Annotated in this window: 29 protein-coding genes; all 29 read left to right on the top strand. The window is 54.6% G+C overall.

Annotated features, from left to right (window positions below; genetic code table 11):
• Positions 1-1,149: elongation factor Tu (tuf, locus tag C7H09_RS14440; RefSeq protein ID WP_106762247.1), on the top strand; the 1,149-nt coding region annotated here is incomplete at its 5' end.
• A 185-nt stretch (positions 1,150-1,334) separates the two neighbouring features.
• A complete protein-coding gene (gene rpsJ / locus C7H09_RS14435) occupies positions 1,335-1,646 on the top strand; it encodes a 30S ribosomal protein S10 (protein ID WP_004580743.1) in 312 nt (103 codons plus the stop codon).
• Between the two features lie 75 nt (positions 1,647-1,721).
• The gene (gene rplC / locus C7H09_RS14430) at positions 1,722-2,360 is read left to right on the top strand and encodes a 50S ribosomal protein L3 (protein WP_106763883.1); all 639 of its coding nucleotides are present in this window, start codon (positions 1,722-1,724) and stop codon (positions 2,358-2,360) included.
• A gap of 11 nt (positions 2,361-2,371) precedes the next feature.
• Entirely contained in the window at positions 2,372-2,977 is a 606-nt protein-coding gene (gene rplD / locus C7H09_RS14425; protein WP_106763881.1) for a 50S ribosomal protein L4, read from the top strand.
• Complete coding sequence (gene rplW, locus C7H09_RS14420; protein WP_008174862.1) at positions 2,974-3,267, top strand: 50S ribosomal protein L23; 294 nt, start codon at positions 2,974-2,976, stop codon at positions 3,265-3,267. Before rplD ends, rplW begins: the two co-directional genes overlap by 4 nt.
• 17 nt (positions 3,268-3,284) lie before the next feature.
• Complete coding sequence (rplB, locus tag C7H09_RS14415) at positions 3,285-4,112, top strand: 50S ribosomal protein L2 (RefSeq protein ID WP_106763878.1); 828 nt, start codon at positions 3,285-3,287, stop codon at positions 4,110-4,112.
• A 23-nt stretch (positions 4,113-4,135) separates the two neighbouring features.
• Positions 4,136-4,411: a 30S ribosomal protein S19 gene (gene rpsS, locus C7H09_RS14410; RefSeq protein ID WP_106763876.1), complete on the top strand. Its 276-nt coding sequence runs from the start codon at positions 4,136-4,138 to the stop codon at positions 4,409-4,411.
• Positions 4,412-4,427: 16 nt separating this feature from the next.
• Positions 4,428-4,760, top strand: coding sequence for a 50S ribosomal protein L22 (gene rplV / locus C7H09_RS14405; protein ID WP_008940674.1), 333 nt, complete (start codon positions 4,428-4,430; stop codon positions 4,758-4,760).
• An 11-nt stretch (positions 4,761-4,771) separates the two neighbouring features.
• On the top strand, positions 4,772-5,455 hold the full coding sequence (rpsC, locus tag C7H09_RS14400) for a 30S ribosomal protein S3 (RefSeq protein ID WP_011784249.1): 684 nt from the start codon (positions 4,772-4,774) through the stop codon (positions 5,453-5,455).
• A 12-nt stretch (positions 5,456-5,467) separates the two neighbouring features.
• Positions 5,468-5,881, top strand: coding sequence for a 50S ribosomal protein L16 (rplP, locus tag C7H09_RS14395; RefSeq protein WP_106763874.1), 414 nt, complete (start codon positions 5,468-5,470; stop codon positions 5,879-5,881).
• On the top strand, positions 5,881-6,072 hold the full coding sequence (gene rpmC / locus C7H09_RS14390; protein ID WP_106763872.1) for a 50S ribosomal protein L29: 192 nt from the start codon (positions 5,881-5,883) through the stop codon (positions 6,070-6,072). Before rplP ends, rpmC begins: the two co-directional genes overlap by 1 nt.
• 1 nt (position 6,073) lies before the next feature.
• Complete coding sequence (rpsQ, locus tag C7H09_RS14385; protein ID WP_106763869.1) at positions 6,074-6,340, top strand: 30S ribosomal protein S17; 267 nt, start codon at positions 6,074-6,076, stop codon at positions 6,338-6,340.
• An 18-nt stretch (positions 6,341-6,358) separates the two neighbouring features.
• The gene (gene rplN, locus C7H09_RS14380) at positions 6,359-6,727 is read left to right on the top strand and encodes a 50S ribosomal protein L14 (RefSeq protein WP_106763867.1); all 369 of its coding nucleotides are present in this window, start codon (positions 6,359-6,361) and stop codon (positions 6,725-6,727) included.
• Positions 6,728-6,744: 17 nt separating this feature from the next.
• Positions 6,745-7,065, top strand: coding sequence for a 50S ribosomal protein L24 (rplX, locus tag C7H09_RS14375; protein WP_011784253.1), 321 nt, complete (start codon positions 6,745-6,747; stop codon positions 7,063-7,065).
• Positions 7,066-7,080: 15 nt separating this feature from the next.
• Positions 7,081-7,620 carry a 50S ribosomal protein L5 gene (rplE, locus tag C7H09_RS14370; RefSeq protein WP_106763865.1) on the top strand — a complete coding sequence of 180 codons (540 nt, stop codon included), beginning with the start codon at positions 7,081-7,083 and terminating at the stop codon, positions 7,618-7,620.
• A gap of 12 nt (positions 7,621-7,632) precedes the next feature.
• Positions 7,633-7,938 carry a 30S ribosomal protein S14 gene (rpsN, locus tag C7H09_RS14365; protein WP_022989790.1) on the top strand — a complete coding sequence of 102 codons (306 nt, stop codon included), beginning with the start codon at positions 7,633-7,635 and terminating at the stop codon, positions 7,936-7,938.
• Positions 7,939-8,026: 88 nt separating this feature from the next.
• The gene (rpsH, locus tag C7H09_RS14360; protein WP_106763862.1) at positions 8,027-8,419 is read left to right on the top strand and encodes a 30S ribosomal protein S8; all 393 of its coding nucleotides are present in this window, start codon (positions 8,027-8,029) and stop codon (positions 8,417-8,419) included.
• 9 nt (positions 8,420-8,428) lie between these two features.
• Positions 8,429-8,962, top strand: a complete 534-nt coding sequence (gene rplF, locus C7H09_RS14355; RefSeq protein WP_106763860.1) for a 50S ribosomal protein L6 — start codon at positions 8,429-8,431, stop codon at positions 8,960-8,962.
• A 9-nt stretch (positions 8,963-8,971) separates the two neighbouring features.
• Positions 8,972-9,319: a 50S ribosomal protein L18 gene (rplR, locus tag C7H09_RS14350; RefSeq protein ID WP_106763858.1), complete on the top strand. Its 348-nt coding sequence runs from the start codon at positions 8,972-8,974 to the stop codon at positions 9,317-9,319.
• Positions 9,320-9,331: 12 nt separating this feature from the next.
• Positions 9,332-9,832 (top strand): 30S ribosomal protein S5, encoded by a 501-nt coding sequence (gene rpsE / locus C7H09_RS14345; RefSeq protein WP_106763856.1) that lies wholly within the window; start codon positions 9,332-9,334, stop codon positions 9,830-9,832.
• 4 nt (positions 9,833-9,836) lie between these two features.
• Positions 9,837-10,025 (top strand): 50S ribosomal protein L30, encoded by a 189-nt coding sequence (gene rpmD / locus C7H09_RS14340; protein WP_106763855.1) that lies wholly within the window; start codon positions 9,837-9,839, stop codon positions 10,023-10,025.
• 1 nt (position 10,026) lies between these two features.
• Complete coding sequence (gene rplO, locus C7H09_RS14335) at positions 10,027-10,461, top strand: 50S ribosomal protein L15 (protein ID WP_029655316.1); 435 nt, start codon at positions 10,027-10,029, stop codon at positions 10,459-10,461.
• Between the two features lie 17 nt (positions 10,462-10,478).
• Positions 10,479-11,801 (top strand): preprotein translocase subunit SecY, encoded by a 1,323-nt coding sequence (gene secY, locus C7H09_RS14330; protein WP_106763853.1) that lies wholly within the window; start codon positions 10,479-10,481, stop codon positions 11,799-11,801.
• 33 nt (positions 11,802-11,834) lie between these two features.
• Positions 11,835-11,948 (top strand): 50S ribosomal protein L36, encoded by a 114-nt coding sequence (gene rpmJ, locus C7H09_RS14325; protein ID WP_008174902.1) that lies wholly within the window; start codon positions 11,835-11,837, stop codon positions 11,946-11,948.
• A gap of 141 nt (positions 11,949-12,089) precedes the next feature.
• Positions 12,090-12,446, top strand: coding sequence for a 30S ribosomal protein S13 (gene rpsM / locus C7H09_RS14320; protein WP_029655315.1), 357 nt, complete (start codon positions 12,090-12,092; stop codon positions 12,444-12,446).
• Positions 12,447-12,459: 13 nt separating this feature from the next.
• Positions 12,460-12,849 carry a 30S ribosomal protein S11 gene (gene rpsK, locus C7H09_RS14315; RefSeq protein WP_007153992.1) on the top strand — a complete coding sequence of 130 codons (390 nt, stop codon included), beginning with the start codon at positions 12,460-12,462 and terminating at the stop codon, positions 12,847-12,849.
• Positions 12,850-12,867: 18 nt separating this feature from the next.
• Complete coding sequence (rpsD, locus tag C7H09_RS14310) at positions 12,868-13,488, top strand: 30S ribosomal protein S4 (RefSeq protein WP_106763851.1); 621 nt, start codon at positions 12,868-12,870, stop codon at positions 13,486-13,488.
• Between the two features lie 35 nt (positions 13,489-13,523).
• Positions 13,524-14,528 (top strand): DNA-directed RNA polymerase subunit alpha, encoded by a 1,005-nt coding sequence (locus C7H09_RS14305; RefSeq protein ID WP_106763848.1) that lies wholly within the window; start codon positions 13,524-13,526, stop codon positions 14,526-14,528.
• Between the two features lie 33 nt (positions 14,529-14,561).
• Entirely contained in the window at positions 14,562-14,960 is a 399-nt protein-coding gene (rplQ, locus tag C7H09_RS14300) for a 50S ribosomal protein L17 (protein WP_106763846.1), read from the top strand.
• The last annotated feature ends 3 nt before the right edge of the window (positions 14,961-14,963 follow it).

The following is a 14,963-nucleotide window of genomic DNA, read 5'->3' as shown; positions in this document are numbered from 1 at the left end:
ACCATCGGTCACGTTGACCATGGTAAGACCACTCTGACCGCTGCTCTGACTCGTGTATGCCACGAAGTTTGGGGTACAGGTTCTGCCAGTGCTTTCGATCAGATCGATAACGCACCGGAAGAGCGTGCGCGTGGTATCACCATCGCGACTTCGCACGTTGAGTACGATTCTCCGAACCGTCACTACGCCCACGTTGATTGCCCGGGTCACGCTGACTACGTAAAGAACATGATCACCGGTGCTGCCCAGATGGACGGCGCGATCCTGGTTTGTTCTGCCGCTGACGGCCCCATGCCGCAGACCCGTGAGCACATCCTGCTGTCCCGTCAGGTTGGCGTACCGTTCATCGTTGTGTTCCTGAACAAGGCTGACATGGTTGATGACGAGGAGTTGCTGGAGCTGGTCGAGATGGAAGTTCGCGATCTGCTGAGCACCTACGACTTCCCAGGCGACGACACTCCGATCATCACCGGTTCTGCGCTGATGGCGTTGGAAGGCAAAGACGACAACGAAATGGGTACTACCGCTGTTAAGAAGCTGGTAGAAGCTCTGGATGACTACATTCCTGAGCCGGAGCGTGCGATCGATCAGCCGTTCCTGATGCCTATCGAGGACGTCTTCTCTATCTCCGGTCGTGGTACGGTTGTGACCGGTCGTGTTGAGCGTGGCATCATCAAAACAGGTGACGAAGTGGAGATCGTGGGTATCCGCGATACCACCAAGACAACCTGTACTGGTGTTGAGATGTTCCGCAAGCTGCTGGACGAAGGTCGTGCCGGTGAGAACATTGGTGCCCTGCTGCGTGGTACCAAGCGTGACGACGTAGAGCGTGGTCAGGTTCTGTGTGTACCTGGCTCCATCAAGCCGCACACCAAGTTTGAGTGTGAAGTGTACGTACTGTCCAAAGAAGAAGGCGGTCGTCATACTCCGTTCTTCAAGGGCTACCGTCCGCAGTTCTACTTCCGGACCACTGACGTAACCGGTTCTTGCGAACTGCCGGAAGGTGTTGAAATGGTAATGCCGGGCGACAACGTGAAAATGGTTGTTACCCTGATCGCTCCGATCGCCATGGAAGATGGCCTGCGCTTCGCGATCCGCGAAGGTGGTCGTACCGTTGGTGCCGGCGTGGTCGCCAAGATCATCGAGTAATCGTATCGATTGATCAGGGAAAAGGGGCTGGTTTTATCAGCCCCTTTTTCTGTTTGGGTCGTAAGTGTATCCCGTCACTGTCAATGGTATCGCTGTTGACAGGGTTGGGTATTATGCATACAATGCGGCTCCTTTTTTTGAAGGCTGGCTAACAAGTAGCTGCTACGAGTGGAGTTTGGTGCATCATGCAAAGCCAAAAAATTCGGATCCGGTTGAAGGCGTTTGATTACCGCCTGATCGACCAGTCCACGCAAGAGATTGTCGATACCGCCAAGCGGACCGGCGCTCAGGTGCGTGGTCCTATTCCTCTGCCTACGCGCAAGGAAAAGTACACCGTTCTGATCTCTCCGCACGTCAACAAAGACGCGCGCGATCAGTACGAAATTCGTACCCACAAGCGTCTGCTCGACATTGTTGAGCCGACGGAGAAGACAGTGGATGCTCTGATGAAGTTGGACCTGGCAGCAGGTGTAGACGTTCAGATCAGCCTCGGCTAATACCTCCCGGTATTAGTGTGTGTAACTGTCATAGGCCATAGAGGGTGTAAGCCCCGTACACTTAAGAGGTGAAACATGGCAATTGGTGTTGTCGGTCGTAAGGCCGGTATGACCCGTATTTTTACGGAAGATGGACAGGCGCTGCCTGTCACGGTAATTGAGGTTGAGCCTAACCGCATTACCCAACTCAAGACTCTCGAAAGTGATGGTTATCGTGCTGTTCAGGTGACAGTCGGCTCCCGTCGCTCCTCTCGTGTCTCCAAGGCCGCCGCAGGGCATTTCGCGAAAGCGGGTGTTGAGGCTGGTCGTGGTATCTGGGAATTCCGGCTGGCAGATGGTGAAGGTGAAGACCTGGCCTCTGGTGGCGAGCTGACCGTTTCTGTATTTGAAGATGGCCAGGTTGTCGACGCTATCGGTACTTCCAAGGGTAAAGGTTTCCAGGGCGGTGTTAAGCGCTGGAACTTCTCTATGCAGGATGCTACCCACGGTAACTCCCTGTCCCACCGTGCGCCGGGTTCGATTGGTCAAAACCAGACCCCGGGCAAGGTGTTCAAGGGCAAGAAAATGGCCGGTCAAATGGGTAACGCGCAGGTGACTGTGCAGAACCTGAAGATTGTCCGTGTCGATGCCGAGCGCAACCTGCTGCTGGTAAGTGGTGCCGTACCTGGCGCAACTGGCGGCGATGTTGTCATCAAGCCTGCAGTTAAAGCCTGAGGAGCGGTTCGATGGAATTGACAATTACTGGTAGCGGCAAGGAAATCTCTGTCTCCGACGCTGCGTTTGCCAAAGATTTTAACGAAGCTCTGGTTCATCAGGTTGTGACTGCCTACATGGCAGCTGGCCGTCAGGGAACCAAAGCCCAGAAGACGCGTTCCGAAGTCAGTGGCGGTGGTAAGAAGCCCTGGCGTCAGAAGGGTACCGGTCGTGCCCGTGCGGGTACGATTCGTAGCCCGATCTGGCGTTCCGGTGGTGTTACTTTTGCCGCCAAGCCGCGTGATTTCGAGCAGAAGGTTAACCGTAAGATGTACCGTGCGGCCATGCGCTCTATTTTTTCTGAGCTGGTTCGTCAGGAGCGTCTGGTGGTGGTTGACGATATCAGTATCGACGCCCCGAAAACCAAGGTCTTCACTGCCAAGCTGAACGGTCTGGGTGTTTCTAATGCCCTGATCCTTTCTGAAAGCGTAGAGCAGAACCTGCACCTGGCTTCCCGTAACGTTCCGCACGTTGATGTGCGTGATGTTTCCGGTCTGGATCCGGTAAGCCTGGTTGCCTTTGAGAAGGTCGTGGTGACGGTTCCCGCTCTGAAGAAGATCGAGGAGATGCTGGGATGAATCAGGAACGTATCTACAAGGTCCTGCTGGGGCCGCACGTATCGGAAAAAGCGTCTCTGGCGGCAGAGCGTGGTCAGGTTGTTTTTCGTGTAGCGCCTGACGCAACCAAGCCCGAGATCAAGAAGGCCGTTGAACAGCTGTTCAACGTTACCGTAGAAGGTGTTCAGGTTCTGAACCGTAAGGGTAAGCTTAAGCGCACTATCCGCGGGTTCGGCAAGCGTAATGACATTCGTAAGGCTTATGTAAAGCTGGCTGAAGGTCAGGACATCGATTTTCTGGATGTGGAATAAGGTAAAGGGGTCGTAATATGCCGATCGTCAAAACCAAACCAACATCTGCCGGACGCCGTCACGTTGTAAAGCTTTACAACCCTGACCTGCACACAGGGCGCCCTTACGCACCGTTGGTTGAATCTCAAAGCAAGTCGGGTGGTCGTAACAATGCTGGCCGCATTACTACCCGTCATGTTGGTGGTGGTCACAAACAGCACTACCGTATTATTGATTTCAAGCGGACTAAAGATGGTGTTCCGGCGGTCATTGAGCGTCTGGAATACGATCCGAACCGCTCTGCGCACATTGCACTGTTGAAGTATGCCGATGGTGAGCGTCGTTACATTATCGCTCCCAAGGGCATGCAGATCGGTGACCCTGTGCGCTCTGGAATCGACGCGCCGATCAAGGTTGGCAGCACGCTTCCGCTCCGGAATATTCCGGTCGGTTCCGTGATTCACTGCGTCGAACTCAAGCCTGGCAAAGGTGCTCAGCTGGCTCGCTCTGCGGGCGCATCCGTACAGCTGGTAGCACGGGAAGGGGCCTATGCCACTCTCCGCCTGCGCTCAGGTGAAATGCGTAAGGTGCTTGTAGATTGCCGTGCAACGCTGGGTGAAGTATCCAACAGCGAGCACAGCCTCAAGCAGCTTGGTAAAGCGGGTGCATCACGTTGGCGCGGCAAACGGCCAACAGTACGTGGTGTTGCTATGAACCCAGTTGACCACCCGCATGGTGGTGGTGAAGGGCGTACCTCTGGCGGGCGTCACCCGGTTACTCCGTGGGGTGTTCCGACCAAAGGGCATAAGACTCGTAAGAACAAGCGTACTGACAAGATGATAGTACGTCGTCGTTCGGCCAAGTAAACGACTACATAGAGGTAATTGCTGTGCCACGTTCTTTAAAGAAAGGTCCTTTTATAGACCTGCATCTGTTGAAGAAGGTCGAGGCAGCTCTGGAATCCAACGACAAGCGGCCCATTAAAACCTGGTCCCGTCGGTCAACAGTGTTTCCAGAGATGGTAGGCCTGACCATCGCAGTCCACAACGGCAAGCAACACGTGCCGGTTTATGTCACCGAAGATATGGTAGGACATAAACTGGGTGAGTTCGCGGCAACGCGTACTTATCGTGGTCATGCAGCCGACAAGAAAGCTAAACGCTGATTCTGAGGTAATAGAAATGGAAGTAGCAGCCAAGTACAAGGGCGCTCGCCTCTCAGCTCAGAAAGCACGTCTTGTTGCCGACCAGGTACGCGGCAAGGCTGTTGAGGACGCCCTGAATATTCTGACTTTCAGCCCTAAGAAGGCGGCGGTAGTAATCAAGAAAGCTCTTGAGTCTGCCATTGCCAACGCTGAGCACAACGAAGGTCTGGACGTAGATGATCTGCGGGTTTCCACCGTTATGGTGGATGAGGGCCCAACGCTCAAGCGAATCAAAGCTCGAGCCAAGGGGCGCGCTGACCGTATTTTCAAGCGCACCTGTCATATCACCGTCAAGGTCGCCGACAAGTAGGAGATGCTCAGATGGGTCATAAAGTAAATCCAACCGGCATTCGCCTGGGTGTGATCAAAGAGCACAACTCAGTGTGGTATGCCGATAAAAAGGACTACGCGAAAAACCTGTTGAATGATATTCAGGTTCGCGAGTTCCTTGACAAGCGTCTGGTTAAGGCGTCTGTCAGCAAGATCGTGATCGAGCGCCCGGCTCAGAATGCCCGGATCACGATCCATACTGCCCGCCCCGGTATTGTTATCGGTAAAAAGGGTGAAGATGTTGACCGTCTGCGTCGTGAAGTCAGCGACATGATGGGTGTGCCTGTGCACATCAACATCGAGGAAGTCCGCAAGCCGGATCTGGATGCACGCCTGGTAGCGCAAAACGTTGCCGGTCAGCTCGAGCGTCGAGTGATGTTCCGTCGTGCCATGAAGCGCGCGGTTCAGAACGCTATGCGTCAGGGCGCCAAGGGTATCAAGATTCAGGTAGGTGGTCGTCTTGGGGGTGCTGAAATCGCACGTTCCGAGTGGTATCGCGAAGGTCGTGTTCCTCTGCACACACTGCGTGCAGACATTGATTACGCAACCTATGAAGCGCACACCACTTACGGCGTTATCGGCGTTAAGGTATGGATCTTCAAAGGTGAGATTCTTGGTGGTATGGAGCAGGTCCGTGCTGACAAGAAAGCCTCTGGGAAGAAAGGTTCTAAGTAAAGGGGCACTCGTATGCTGCAACCAAAACGCACCAAATTCCGCAAGGTAATGAAAGGCCGTAACACCGGCCTTGCTCACCGCGCCAACAAGGTGAGCTTCGGTGAATACGGATTGAAAGCGACCAGTCGTGGCCGTATAACAGCGCGTCAGATTGAAGCTGCGCGTCGTACCATGACTCGCCGCATCAAGCGGGGCGGTAAGATCTGGATCCGGGTATTCCCGGACAAGCCGATCACAGGCAAGCCGCTTGAAGTACGTATGGGTAAAGGTAAAGGTTCTGTCGAGTATTGGGTGGCTGAAATTCAGCCAGGCCGGATGCTTTATGAGATGGAAGGCGTTGGCGAAGAAATCGCCCGCGAAGCTTTCACTCTGGCTGCCGCCAAACTGCCGGTACAGACCACCTTTGTTAAGAGGACGGTGATGTGATGAAAGCAACAGAGCTGCGTGAAAAGTCAGTCGAGGAGCTGAACAAAGAGCTGATCGACCTCCTGAAGGAGCAGTTCAACCTGCGCATGCGTAAGGCGACAGGTCAGCTGAATCAGTCTCACCTTCTCGGCGGGGTGAAACGTGACATTGCTCGCGTGAAAACAGTATTGAATGAAAAGGCAGGACAGTGACATGACCGAAGCTACCCAAACTGCCAGAACTCTGAGCGGCAAGGTCGTGAGCAACAAGATGGACAAGTCCATCGTGGTCCTGGTTGAGCGTCAGGTTAAACACCCTCTGTACGGTAAGTACATGAAGCGCTCATCCAAGATCCATGCGCACGATGAAAGCAATCAGTGCAACATCGGCGACATCGTAACCATCAAGGAAACGCGTCCGGTCTCCAAGACCAAGAGCTGGGCTCTGGTGGAAGTTACCGAACGCGCTTCCAAGGTGTAATTCGCCCGGAGAAAAACCATGATTCAGACTGAAACTATGCTTGAAGTCGCGGATAACAGTGGTGCACGCCAGGTTATGTGCATCAAGGTCCTGGGCGGATCGCACCGACGTTATGCAAGCGTTGGGGATATCATCAAGGTAACCGTCAAGGAAGCCATCCCCCGCGGCAAGGTGAAGAAAGGCCAGGTCCTCAAGGCTGTTGTAGTACGTACCCGTAAGGGTGTGCGTCGTCCGGATGGATCGCTGATCCGTTTTGACGGTAACGCGGCGGTACTTCTGAACAACCAGGACGCGCCCATTGGTACCCGTATCTTCGGACCGGTTACCCGTGAGCTGCGCAACGAGAAGTTCATGAAGATTATCTCACTGGCACCCGAAGTACTTTAAAGGACCAGAGGCCGGTTATGAAAAAGATCAAACGAGATGACGAAGTAATCGTCACCACGGGGAAAGACAAAGACAAACGTGGTAAAGTCCTGAAAGTTTTGGACGACGGTCGCGTGCTTGTTTCTGGCATCAACATGATGAAGAAGCACACCAAACCGAACCCGATGCTCGGCACCCCGGGTGGTATCGTCGAGAAAGAAGCGCCTATCCAGGCTTCGAACGTGGCTATTTTTAATCCGCAGACCGGCAAAGCCGATCGTGTTGGCTTCCAGATCAAGGAAGACGGCACCAAAGTGCGGATCTTCAAGTCCACGAACGAAGCTGTCGATAACCAGTAAGCGGTGGTGGTTACGATGCTTAACATGAAAGAGCAGTACACTAAGGAAGTGGTACCCGCCCTGCAGAAAGAGTTCGGTTACAAGAACGTGATGCAGGTGCCGCGTATCGAAAAAATCACCCTGAACATGGGTGTTGGCGAAGCGGTAGGTGACAAGAAGCTGATTGAAAATGCTGTGGCGGATCTTGAGCGCCTGGCAGGTCAGAAAGTGGTTGTCACCAAGGCTCGCAAGTCCGTCGCGGGTTTCAAAATTCGTGAAGGTTGGCCAATTGGCTGTAAAGTGACCTTGCGCGGTGAGCGCATGTGGGATTTCTTTGATCGCCTGGTGCACATTGCGGTTCCCCGCATTCGTGACTTCCGGGGCCTGAACCCGAAATCCTTCGATGGTCGCGGTAACTACAGCATGGGTGTGCGTGAGCAGATCATCTTCCCTGAGATCGAGTACGACAAAGTCGACAAGATCCGCGGGCTGGATATCACCATCACCACCTCTGCCGGTACCGATGACGAAGGTCGCGAACTGTTGAAAGCATTTGGCTTTCCGTTCAAGAAATAAGGAACGAGTGACATGGCGAAGGTTTCAATGAAAAACCGTGAGCAAAAGCGCGAGCAGCTGGTAGCGAAGTATGCTGCCAAGCGCGCCGAGCTCAAGGCAATTATCAAAAACCCGAATACCAGCGACGACGACCGTTGGGATGCGCAGATGAAGCTCCAGCAGCTTCCCCGCGATTCCTCTCCTTCGCGTCTTCGTAATCGCTGCCAGGTGACTGGTCGTCCCCACGGCGTTCTGCGCAAGTTTGAGCTGTCACGGATCAAACTCCGTGAATACGGCATGCGCGGTGACGTTCCGGGCCTGACCAAGGCAAGCTGGTAAGATAGGCCGCCTGACTTCGGTCAGGTGCCTGTTGGTAAGCGGTGCGGCAAGCCGCTGCACAACTAAAAAGATCAGGAGCCTCATTCATATGAGTATGCAAGACACGCTTGCGGATATGTTTACGCGTATCCGTAACGCTCAGATGGCGTCGAAAGCAGACGTAACGATGCCGTCGTCCAAGATGAAGGTCTCCGTAGCCCAGGTCCTGAAGGACGAAGGCTACGTGGCAGACTTCTCCGTTTCAGCCGACGCCAAGCCGGAGCTGACCATCACTCTGAAGTACTTCGGCGGTAAGCCGGTTATTGAAGAGATCCGGCGTGTAAGCCGTCCGAGCCTGCGCCAGTACAAAGGTTCAGGAAAACTGCCGAAAGTAGCCGGTGGTCTTGGGGTTGCCATTGTCTCTACGTCCAAGGGCGTAATGACAGACCGCGCTGCACGAGCTGCAGGCGTGGGTGGCGAAGTCATCTGCACCGTATTCTAGGAGAATCACATGTCCAGGGTTGCCAATAATCCTGTCGTGCTGCCTTCCGGTGTTGAGGTCAAGCTGAACGGACAGGAAATTAATGTGAAGGGTTCCAAGGGAGCGCTTCAGTTCACTATTCACCAGGCTGTAGAAGTTAAGCAGGAAGAAAACCTTCTGCGTTTTGCAGCTCGCGACGGTGCTAAACAGTCCCGCGCTCTTGCTGGTACAACTCGCGCTTTGGTCAGCAACATGGTTGCCGGCGTTTCGGCTGGCTGGGAGCGCAAGCTTCAGCTGATCGGTGTCGGTTATCGTGCGCAGGCGCAAGGTAAGAAGCTCAACCTGACACTGGGTTTTTCTCACCCGGTTGAATATGAGCTGCCCGAGGGTGTTACCGCCGAGACTCCGTCTAACACGGAGATCGTGATTCGCGGTATCGACAAGCAACAGGTTGGCCATGTCGCTGCGGAAATCCGCGCCTTCCGTCCGCCCGAGCCGTACAAAGGCAAGGGTGTGCGTTATGCGGATGAGCAGGTCAGACGCAAAGAAGCCAAGAAGAAATAAGGCGGGACTATGAGCGCAAATAACGAAAGACTGCGTCGTGCGCGCAAAGTGCGCATGAAGATCCGTGAGCTGGGTACCGACCGTCTGTGCGTGCACCGTACACCGCGTCATATGTATGCCCAGGTTACGTCTGCAGATGGCAGCAAAGTGCTGGCCACTGCCTCCACGTTGGATAAGGACCTGCGCCAGGGTGCAACCGGTAACGTGGAAGCCGCCAAAAAGGTCGGTCAGCTGATCGCTGAACGTGCCAAGGCGGCGGGTGTTGAGAAGGTCGCATTCGACCGCTCAGGTTACCGTTATCACGGTCGCGTCCAGGCTCTGGCCGACGCAGCCCGTGAAGCTGGCTTGCAATTCTAAGAGGTGGAGAAGATGAGCGTTAACGAACAGAAGGCGCCTGAGCTCCAGGAAAGACTGGTGCAGGTAAACCGGGTCGCCAAGGTAGTTAAAGGCGGTCGTATTTTTGCCTTCACCGCACTGACTGTAGTGGGTGACGGTAAAGGCCGCGTAGGTTTCGGTCGTGGTAAGGCGCGGGAAGTTCCCGTTGCTATCCAGAAGGCCATGGAAGCTGCGCGCAAGAACATGGTTGACGTTGCTCTTGATGGCAACACACTCCAGTATCCGGTTCGTGCGCAGCACGGCGGTTCCAAGGTGTTCATGCAGCCTGCGTCAGAAGGTACCGGTGTTATCGCCGGTGGTGCAATGCGTGCGGTGCTGGAAGTAGCAGGTGTACAGAACGTACTGTCAAAGTGTTACGGGTCTACTAACCCGGTAAACGTTGTGCGTTCCACCATTAAGGGTCTGCAGGCCATGAAGGCGCCTGAAGACGTTGCAGCCAAGCGCGGTAAATCCGTGGACGAGATTCTGGGTTGAAGTCATGGCGAACGCAAATACGATCAAAGTAACTCTGACCCGCAGCCCGATCGGCTGTCAGCCCAAGCACAAACTGTGCGTCAAGGGCCTGGGTCTTCGTAAAATCGGCCAGACTGTTGAACTGGAGGATACACCTTCCATTCGCGGTATGGTCAACCGGGTAAACTACCTGGTTCGGGTTGAGGAGAACTAAGATGCGTCTGAACGAACTTGCTCCAGAACCCGGTTCACGCCCGTCCGCGAAGCGTGTCGGCCGTGGTATCGGTAGCGGTCTTGGTAAAACTGGTGGTCGCGGTCATAAGGGTCTGAAGTCCCGCTCAGGTGGTTCTGTGGCTCCCGGTTTTGAGGGTGGTCAGCAGCCGTTGGCCCGTCGTCTGCCTAAGTTCGGTTTCACCTCACGTCAGCAGCGTTATGTCGCGGAAATCCGCCTGAACGAACTGGCCAAGGTTGAAGGCGATGTGGTGGATCTGGCGGCGCTGAAGAAGGCCGACATCATCCGCGAGGAAATCCGTGAAGCCAAGGTTATCCTGTCCGGCGAGCTGGACCGTGCGGTAACCGTTAAAGGCCTGCGGGTGACCAAAGGTGCACGCGAGGCGATTGCTGCCGCGGGTGGAAAAGTCGAAGACTAAGACGAGTCGAGGACTAAATGGCCAAGACAGCATCACTGCCTGCGGGCGCCGGGAAGGGTTTTGCAGAGCTGCGATCGCGGCTCTGGTTTGTGTTCCTGGCGCTGCTGGTGTATCGGATCGGTGCGCACATTCCGGTTCCGGGTATTAACCCGGACAGGCTTGCGGCGTTGTTTGACCAGAACCAGGGAACCATCCTGAGTCTGTTCAATATGTTTTCCGGTGGTGCGCTTGAGCGAATGAGTATCTTCGCACTTGGTATCATGCCGTATATTTCTGCCTCGATTATCATGCAGCTCATGACTGCGGTCAGTCCGCAGCTTGAGCAGCTGAAAAAAGAGGGTGAGGCCGGTCGCCGAAAGATCAGCCAATATACGCGTTATGGTACGGTTATCCTGGCCCTGGTTCAGGGCTTTGGTATCTCCGTAGGGTTGGCCTCTCAGGGCGTCACCTTCAACGACAGTTTCAGCTTCCACTTCGTGGCAGTGATCTCGTTCGTTTGTGGGGCGGTGTTCATGATGTGGCTCGGCGAGCAGATCACAGAGCGTGGCATCGGTAACGGTATTTCGCTGCTGATTTTTGCAGGTATTGTTGCTGGCTTGCCCGGCGCGATCGGCCAGACCCTGGAGCAGGCACGCAATGGCGAGATGAGCCTGCTGGTAGTGCTCGGTATCGGAGTACTGGCAATCGCCGTGGTTGGCTTTGTGGTATTCATGGAGCGCGGGCAGCGCCGGTTAACGATCAACTATGCCAAACGGCAGCAGGGTCGTCGGGTGTTCGCTCAGCAATCCAGCCATTTGCCACTGAAGGTGAATATGGCAGGTGTCATTCCTCCTATTTTCGCTTCGTCTATTCTTCTGTTTCCGGCGTCTCTGGGACAGTGGTTTGGGCAGGGTGAAGGTATGGAATGGCTCAGCGATATTTCCCAGGCATTGGCACCGAGCCAGCCGTTGTATATTATTCTGTTCGCAGCAGCAGTGATCTTTTTCTGCTACTTCTACACAGCGCTGATGTACAACCCCAAGGAAGTTGCGGATAACCTCAAGCGTTCCGGCGCATTTATCCCAGGTATCCGGCCAGGAGAGCAGACAGCCAAGTACATCGATGGTGTGCTTACCCGTCTGACCCTGTTTGGTGCGCTTTATATTGCAGCAGTTTCTCTGTTCCCTCAGTTCCTGATGGTGGCAGGTAATGTGCCCTTCTATCTTGGGGGTACCTCGCTGCTGATTGTTGTAGTCGTGGTGATGGATTTCATGGCCCAGGTTCAGTCGCACCTGATGTCCCATCAGTATGAATCGCTGATGAAGAAATCCAATCTCAAGGGCTATGGTCGGAACGGCTAAGAATGCCGTTCCCCTTGAAAACTGGAGTCGACAATGAAAGTACGCGCTTCGGTAAAGAAAATTTGCCGTAACTGCAAAGTAATTCGACGCAATGGCTCAGTGCGAGTCATCTGCTCGGAGCCTCGCCACAAGCAGCGCCAGGGCTGATCCTTCGGGATTTGAACTGACATTGTAAAAGGGGTTCGGAATAGTAGCGCTTGACTCGAGGGTGAGTTGGGCGCTATTATTTCGCGCCCTTTTTGTGGCGGAAAATTCACACAGCAAAGCTTTGAACGCGGAGTAATTTGGATGGCACGTATAGCCGGTGTCAATATACCCGATCACAAACATGCTGTTATCTCGCTCACCTATATCTTTGGTGTTGGCAAGACGACAGCCCAGAAGCTTTGCGATGCAACCGGCGTTAAGCCGGACGTCAAGGTCAAAGACCTGAGCGACGAGCAGCTTGAAGCACTTCGTACCGAAGTGGGCAAGTTCACCGTCGAAGGCGATCTGCGTCGTGAAGTACAGATGAACATCAAGCGTTTGAAGGATCTCGGTTGCTTCCGTGGTCTGCGTCATCGTCATGGCCTTCCGGTCCGTGGCCAGCGCACCAAGACCAACGCACGCACCCGTAAAGGTCCTCGCAAACCTATTCGTAAGTAACAGGTAGGCAAACATGGCAAAGCCAGGTACACGTACCCGTAAAAAGGTGAAAAAGACGGTTGTTGATGGCGTCGCGCACATCCACGCGTCCTTCAACAACACTATCGTGACCATTTCGGACCGTCAGGGCAACGTATTGTCCTGGGCCACTTCTGGTGGTTCCGGTTTCCGCGGTTCACGTAAGAGCACACCTTTTGCTGCGCAGGTAGCAGCTGAAAGAGCCGGTAATGCGGCTGCTGAATACGGCCTTAAAAACCTGGATGTAGAGGTTAAGGGTCCTGGGCCCGGACGTGAATCTGCAGTTCGCGCGCTGAACGCGTGTGGCTACAAGATCACCAACATCACTGATGTGACGCCGATTCCACACAACGGCTGTCGTCCGCCCAAGAAGCGCCGCGTCTAACACAGGAGACAGTGAATTATGGCTCGTTATATAGGCCCGAAGTGCAAGCTGTCTCGTCGTGAAGGGACAGATCTTTTTCTGAAGAGCGGCGTTCGCGCGCTCGATTCCAAGTGCAACATCGAGACTCCGCCGGGTATGCACGGCGCGCGTCGCGGTCGTTTGTCCGAATACGGCTTGCAGCTTCGTGAGAAGCAGAAAGTTCGTCGTATCTACGGGGTGCTGGAAAAGCAGTTCCGCGGATATTACAAAGAGGCAGCCCGTCGCAAGGGTGCAACCGGTGAAAACCTGCTGCAACTCCTCGAAGGTCGTCTCGATAACGTTGTATATCGCATGGGCTTCGGTTCTACCCGTGCGGAAGCCCGTCAGCTCGTCTCTCACAAGGCGATCCTGGTGAACGATAAGCCGGTTAACATTCCGTCTTATCAGGTCAAGCCGGGCGACGTTGTGAGCGTGCGTGAAAAGGCCAAAAACCAGCTGCGTGTTAAAGGCGCGCTGGATCTGGCTTCCAGCCGCGCATCGGTTAGCTGGGTAGAGGTTGACGCCAACAAGATGTCAGGCGTTTACAAGTCAGTACCAGAGCGTATTGAACTGCCTGCCGACATCAACGAGAACCTCATCGTCGAGCTTTACTCCAAGTAAAGCCCAGTTAGCAACGATAGCAGATAGGGGCGTCTATGCAGCGTTCAGTACAAGAGTTATTGACACCTCGTACCATTGACGTGAAAGAATCCAGCGCAACTCGCGCCAAGGTGACTCTGGAACCGCTTGAGCGCGGTTTCGGGCACACCTTGGGCAGCGCGCTGCGACGGATTCTCTTGTCTTCGATGCCGGGCTGCGCAATTGCTGAAGCGCAGATTGACGGTGTCCTGCACGAGTACAGCGCCATTGAAGGTGTCCAGGAAGACGTCATCGAGATTCTGCTGAATCTCAAGGGCGTCGCCGTAAAGATGAACAACCGCGATGAAGCCGAGCTTACGCTTAGCAAGAAAGGTCCGGGTGTTGTGACCGCTGGCGATATCCAGCTGGATCATGACGTGGAGATTTCCAATCCGGATCACGTGATTTGTCATCTGAGCGAGAATGGCGAAGTCAATATGCGCCTGACTGTGGCTCGCGGCCGGGGATATGAGCCTGCGGATCAGCGCGGTCTGGACGAGGACGAGACTCGTGCCATCGGGCGTTTGCAGCTGGATGCCACGTTCAGCCCGGTGCGTCGCGTGGCCTATGCCGTCGAGAGCGCGCGGGTTGAGCAGCGCACAGACCTGGACAAGCTGGTTATTGATTTGGAGACCAACGGTACCATCGACCCGGAAGAAGCAATTCGTCGGGCGGCGACCATTCTCCAGCAACAGCTGGCTGTGTTTGTTGATTTCGATCATGAGAAAGAGCCGGAGCGTGTAGAGGAAGAGGAAGAAATTGATCCGATTCTGCTGCGCCCGGTAGACGATCTGGAATTGACTGTGCGTTCAGCTAACTGCTTGAAGGCTGAAAACATTTACTATATCGGCGATCTGATCCAGCGCACCGAAGTGGAGCTGCTGAAGACGCCTAACCTTGGCAAAAAGTCGCTTACCGAGATCAAGGACGTTCTTGCGTCCCGTGGTTTGTCTCTGGGTATGCGTCTTGATAACTGGCCACCGGCTAGCCTTCGCGGCGACGACCGGGTTCTGGGCGGTTGATCGCCGATTAGTTTAAGGTAAGGAATCAGAGCAATGCGTCATCGTAAGAGTGGTCGTAAGTTCAACAGGACCAGTGCGCATCGCAAGGCCATGTTCCGTAACATGACTGCGTCACTGGTTGAGCACGAGCTGATCAAAACGACGCTCCCGAAAGCCAAAGAGCTGCGTCGGGTAGCAGAGCCGTTGATCACGCTCGCAAAGAATGATTCGGTAGCAAATCGTCGTCTGGCGTTCTCTCGCCTGCGCAGCGATGCTGCGGTTGCCAAGCTGTTTGATGAGCTTGGCCCCCGTTACAGCGAGCGTCCGGGTGGTTACCTTCGTATCCTGAAGTGCGGTTTCCGTGCTGGCGACAATGCCCCTATGGCATTTGTTGAGCTGGTTGGTCGCCCGCTGGATATTGAAGCGGAAGAAGTGGACGAAGACGAGGAGTAATTT

This window comes from Marinobacter fuscus (assembly GCF_003007675.1).
GTDB lineage: Bacteria > Pseudomonadota > Gammaproteobacteria > Pseudomonadales > Oleiphilaceae > Marinobacter > Marinobacter fuscus.
Note: the sequence above shows the minus strand (reverse complement) of the source record. Positions and strands in the feature narration are given on the sequence as shown.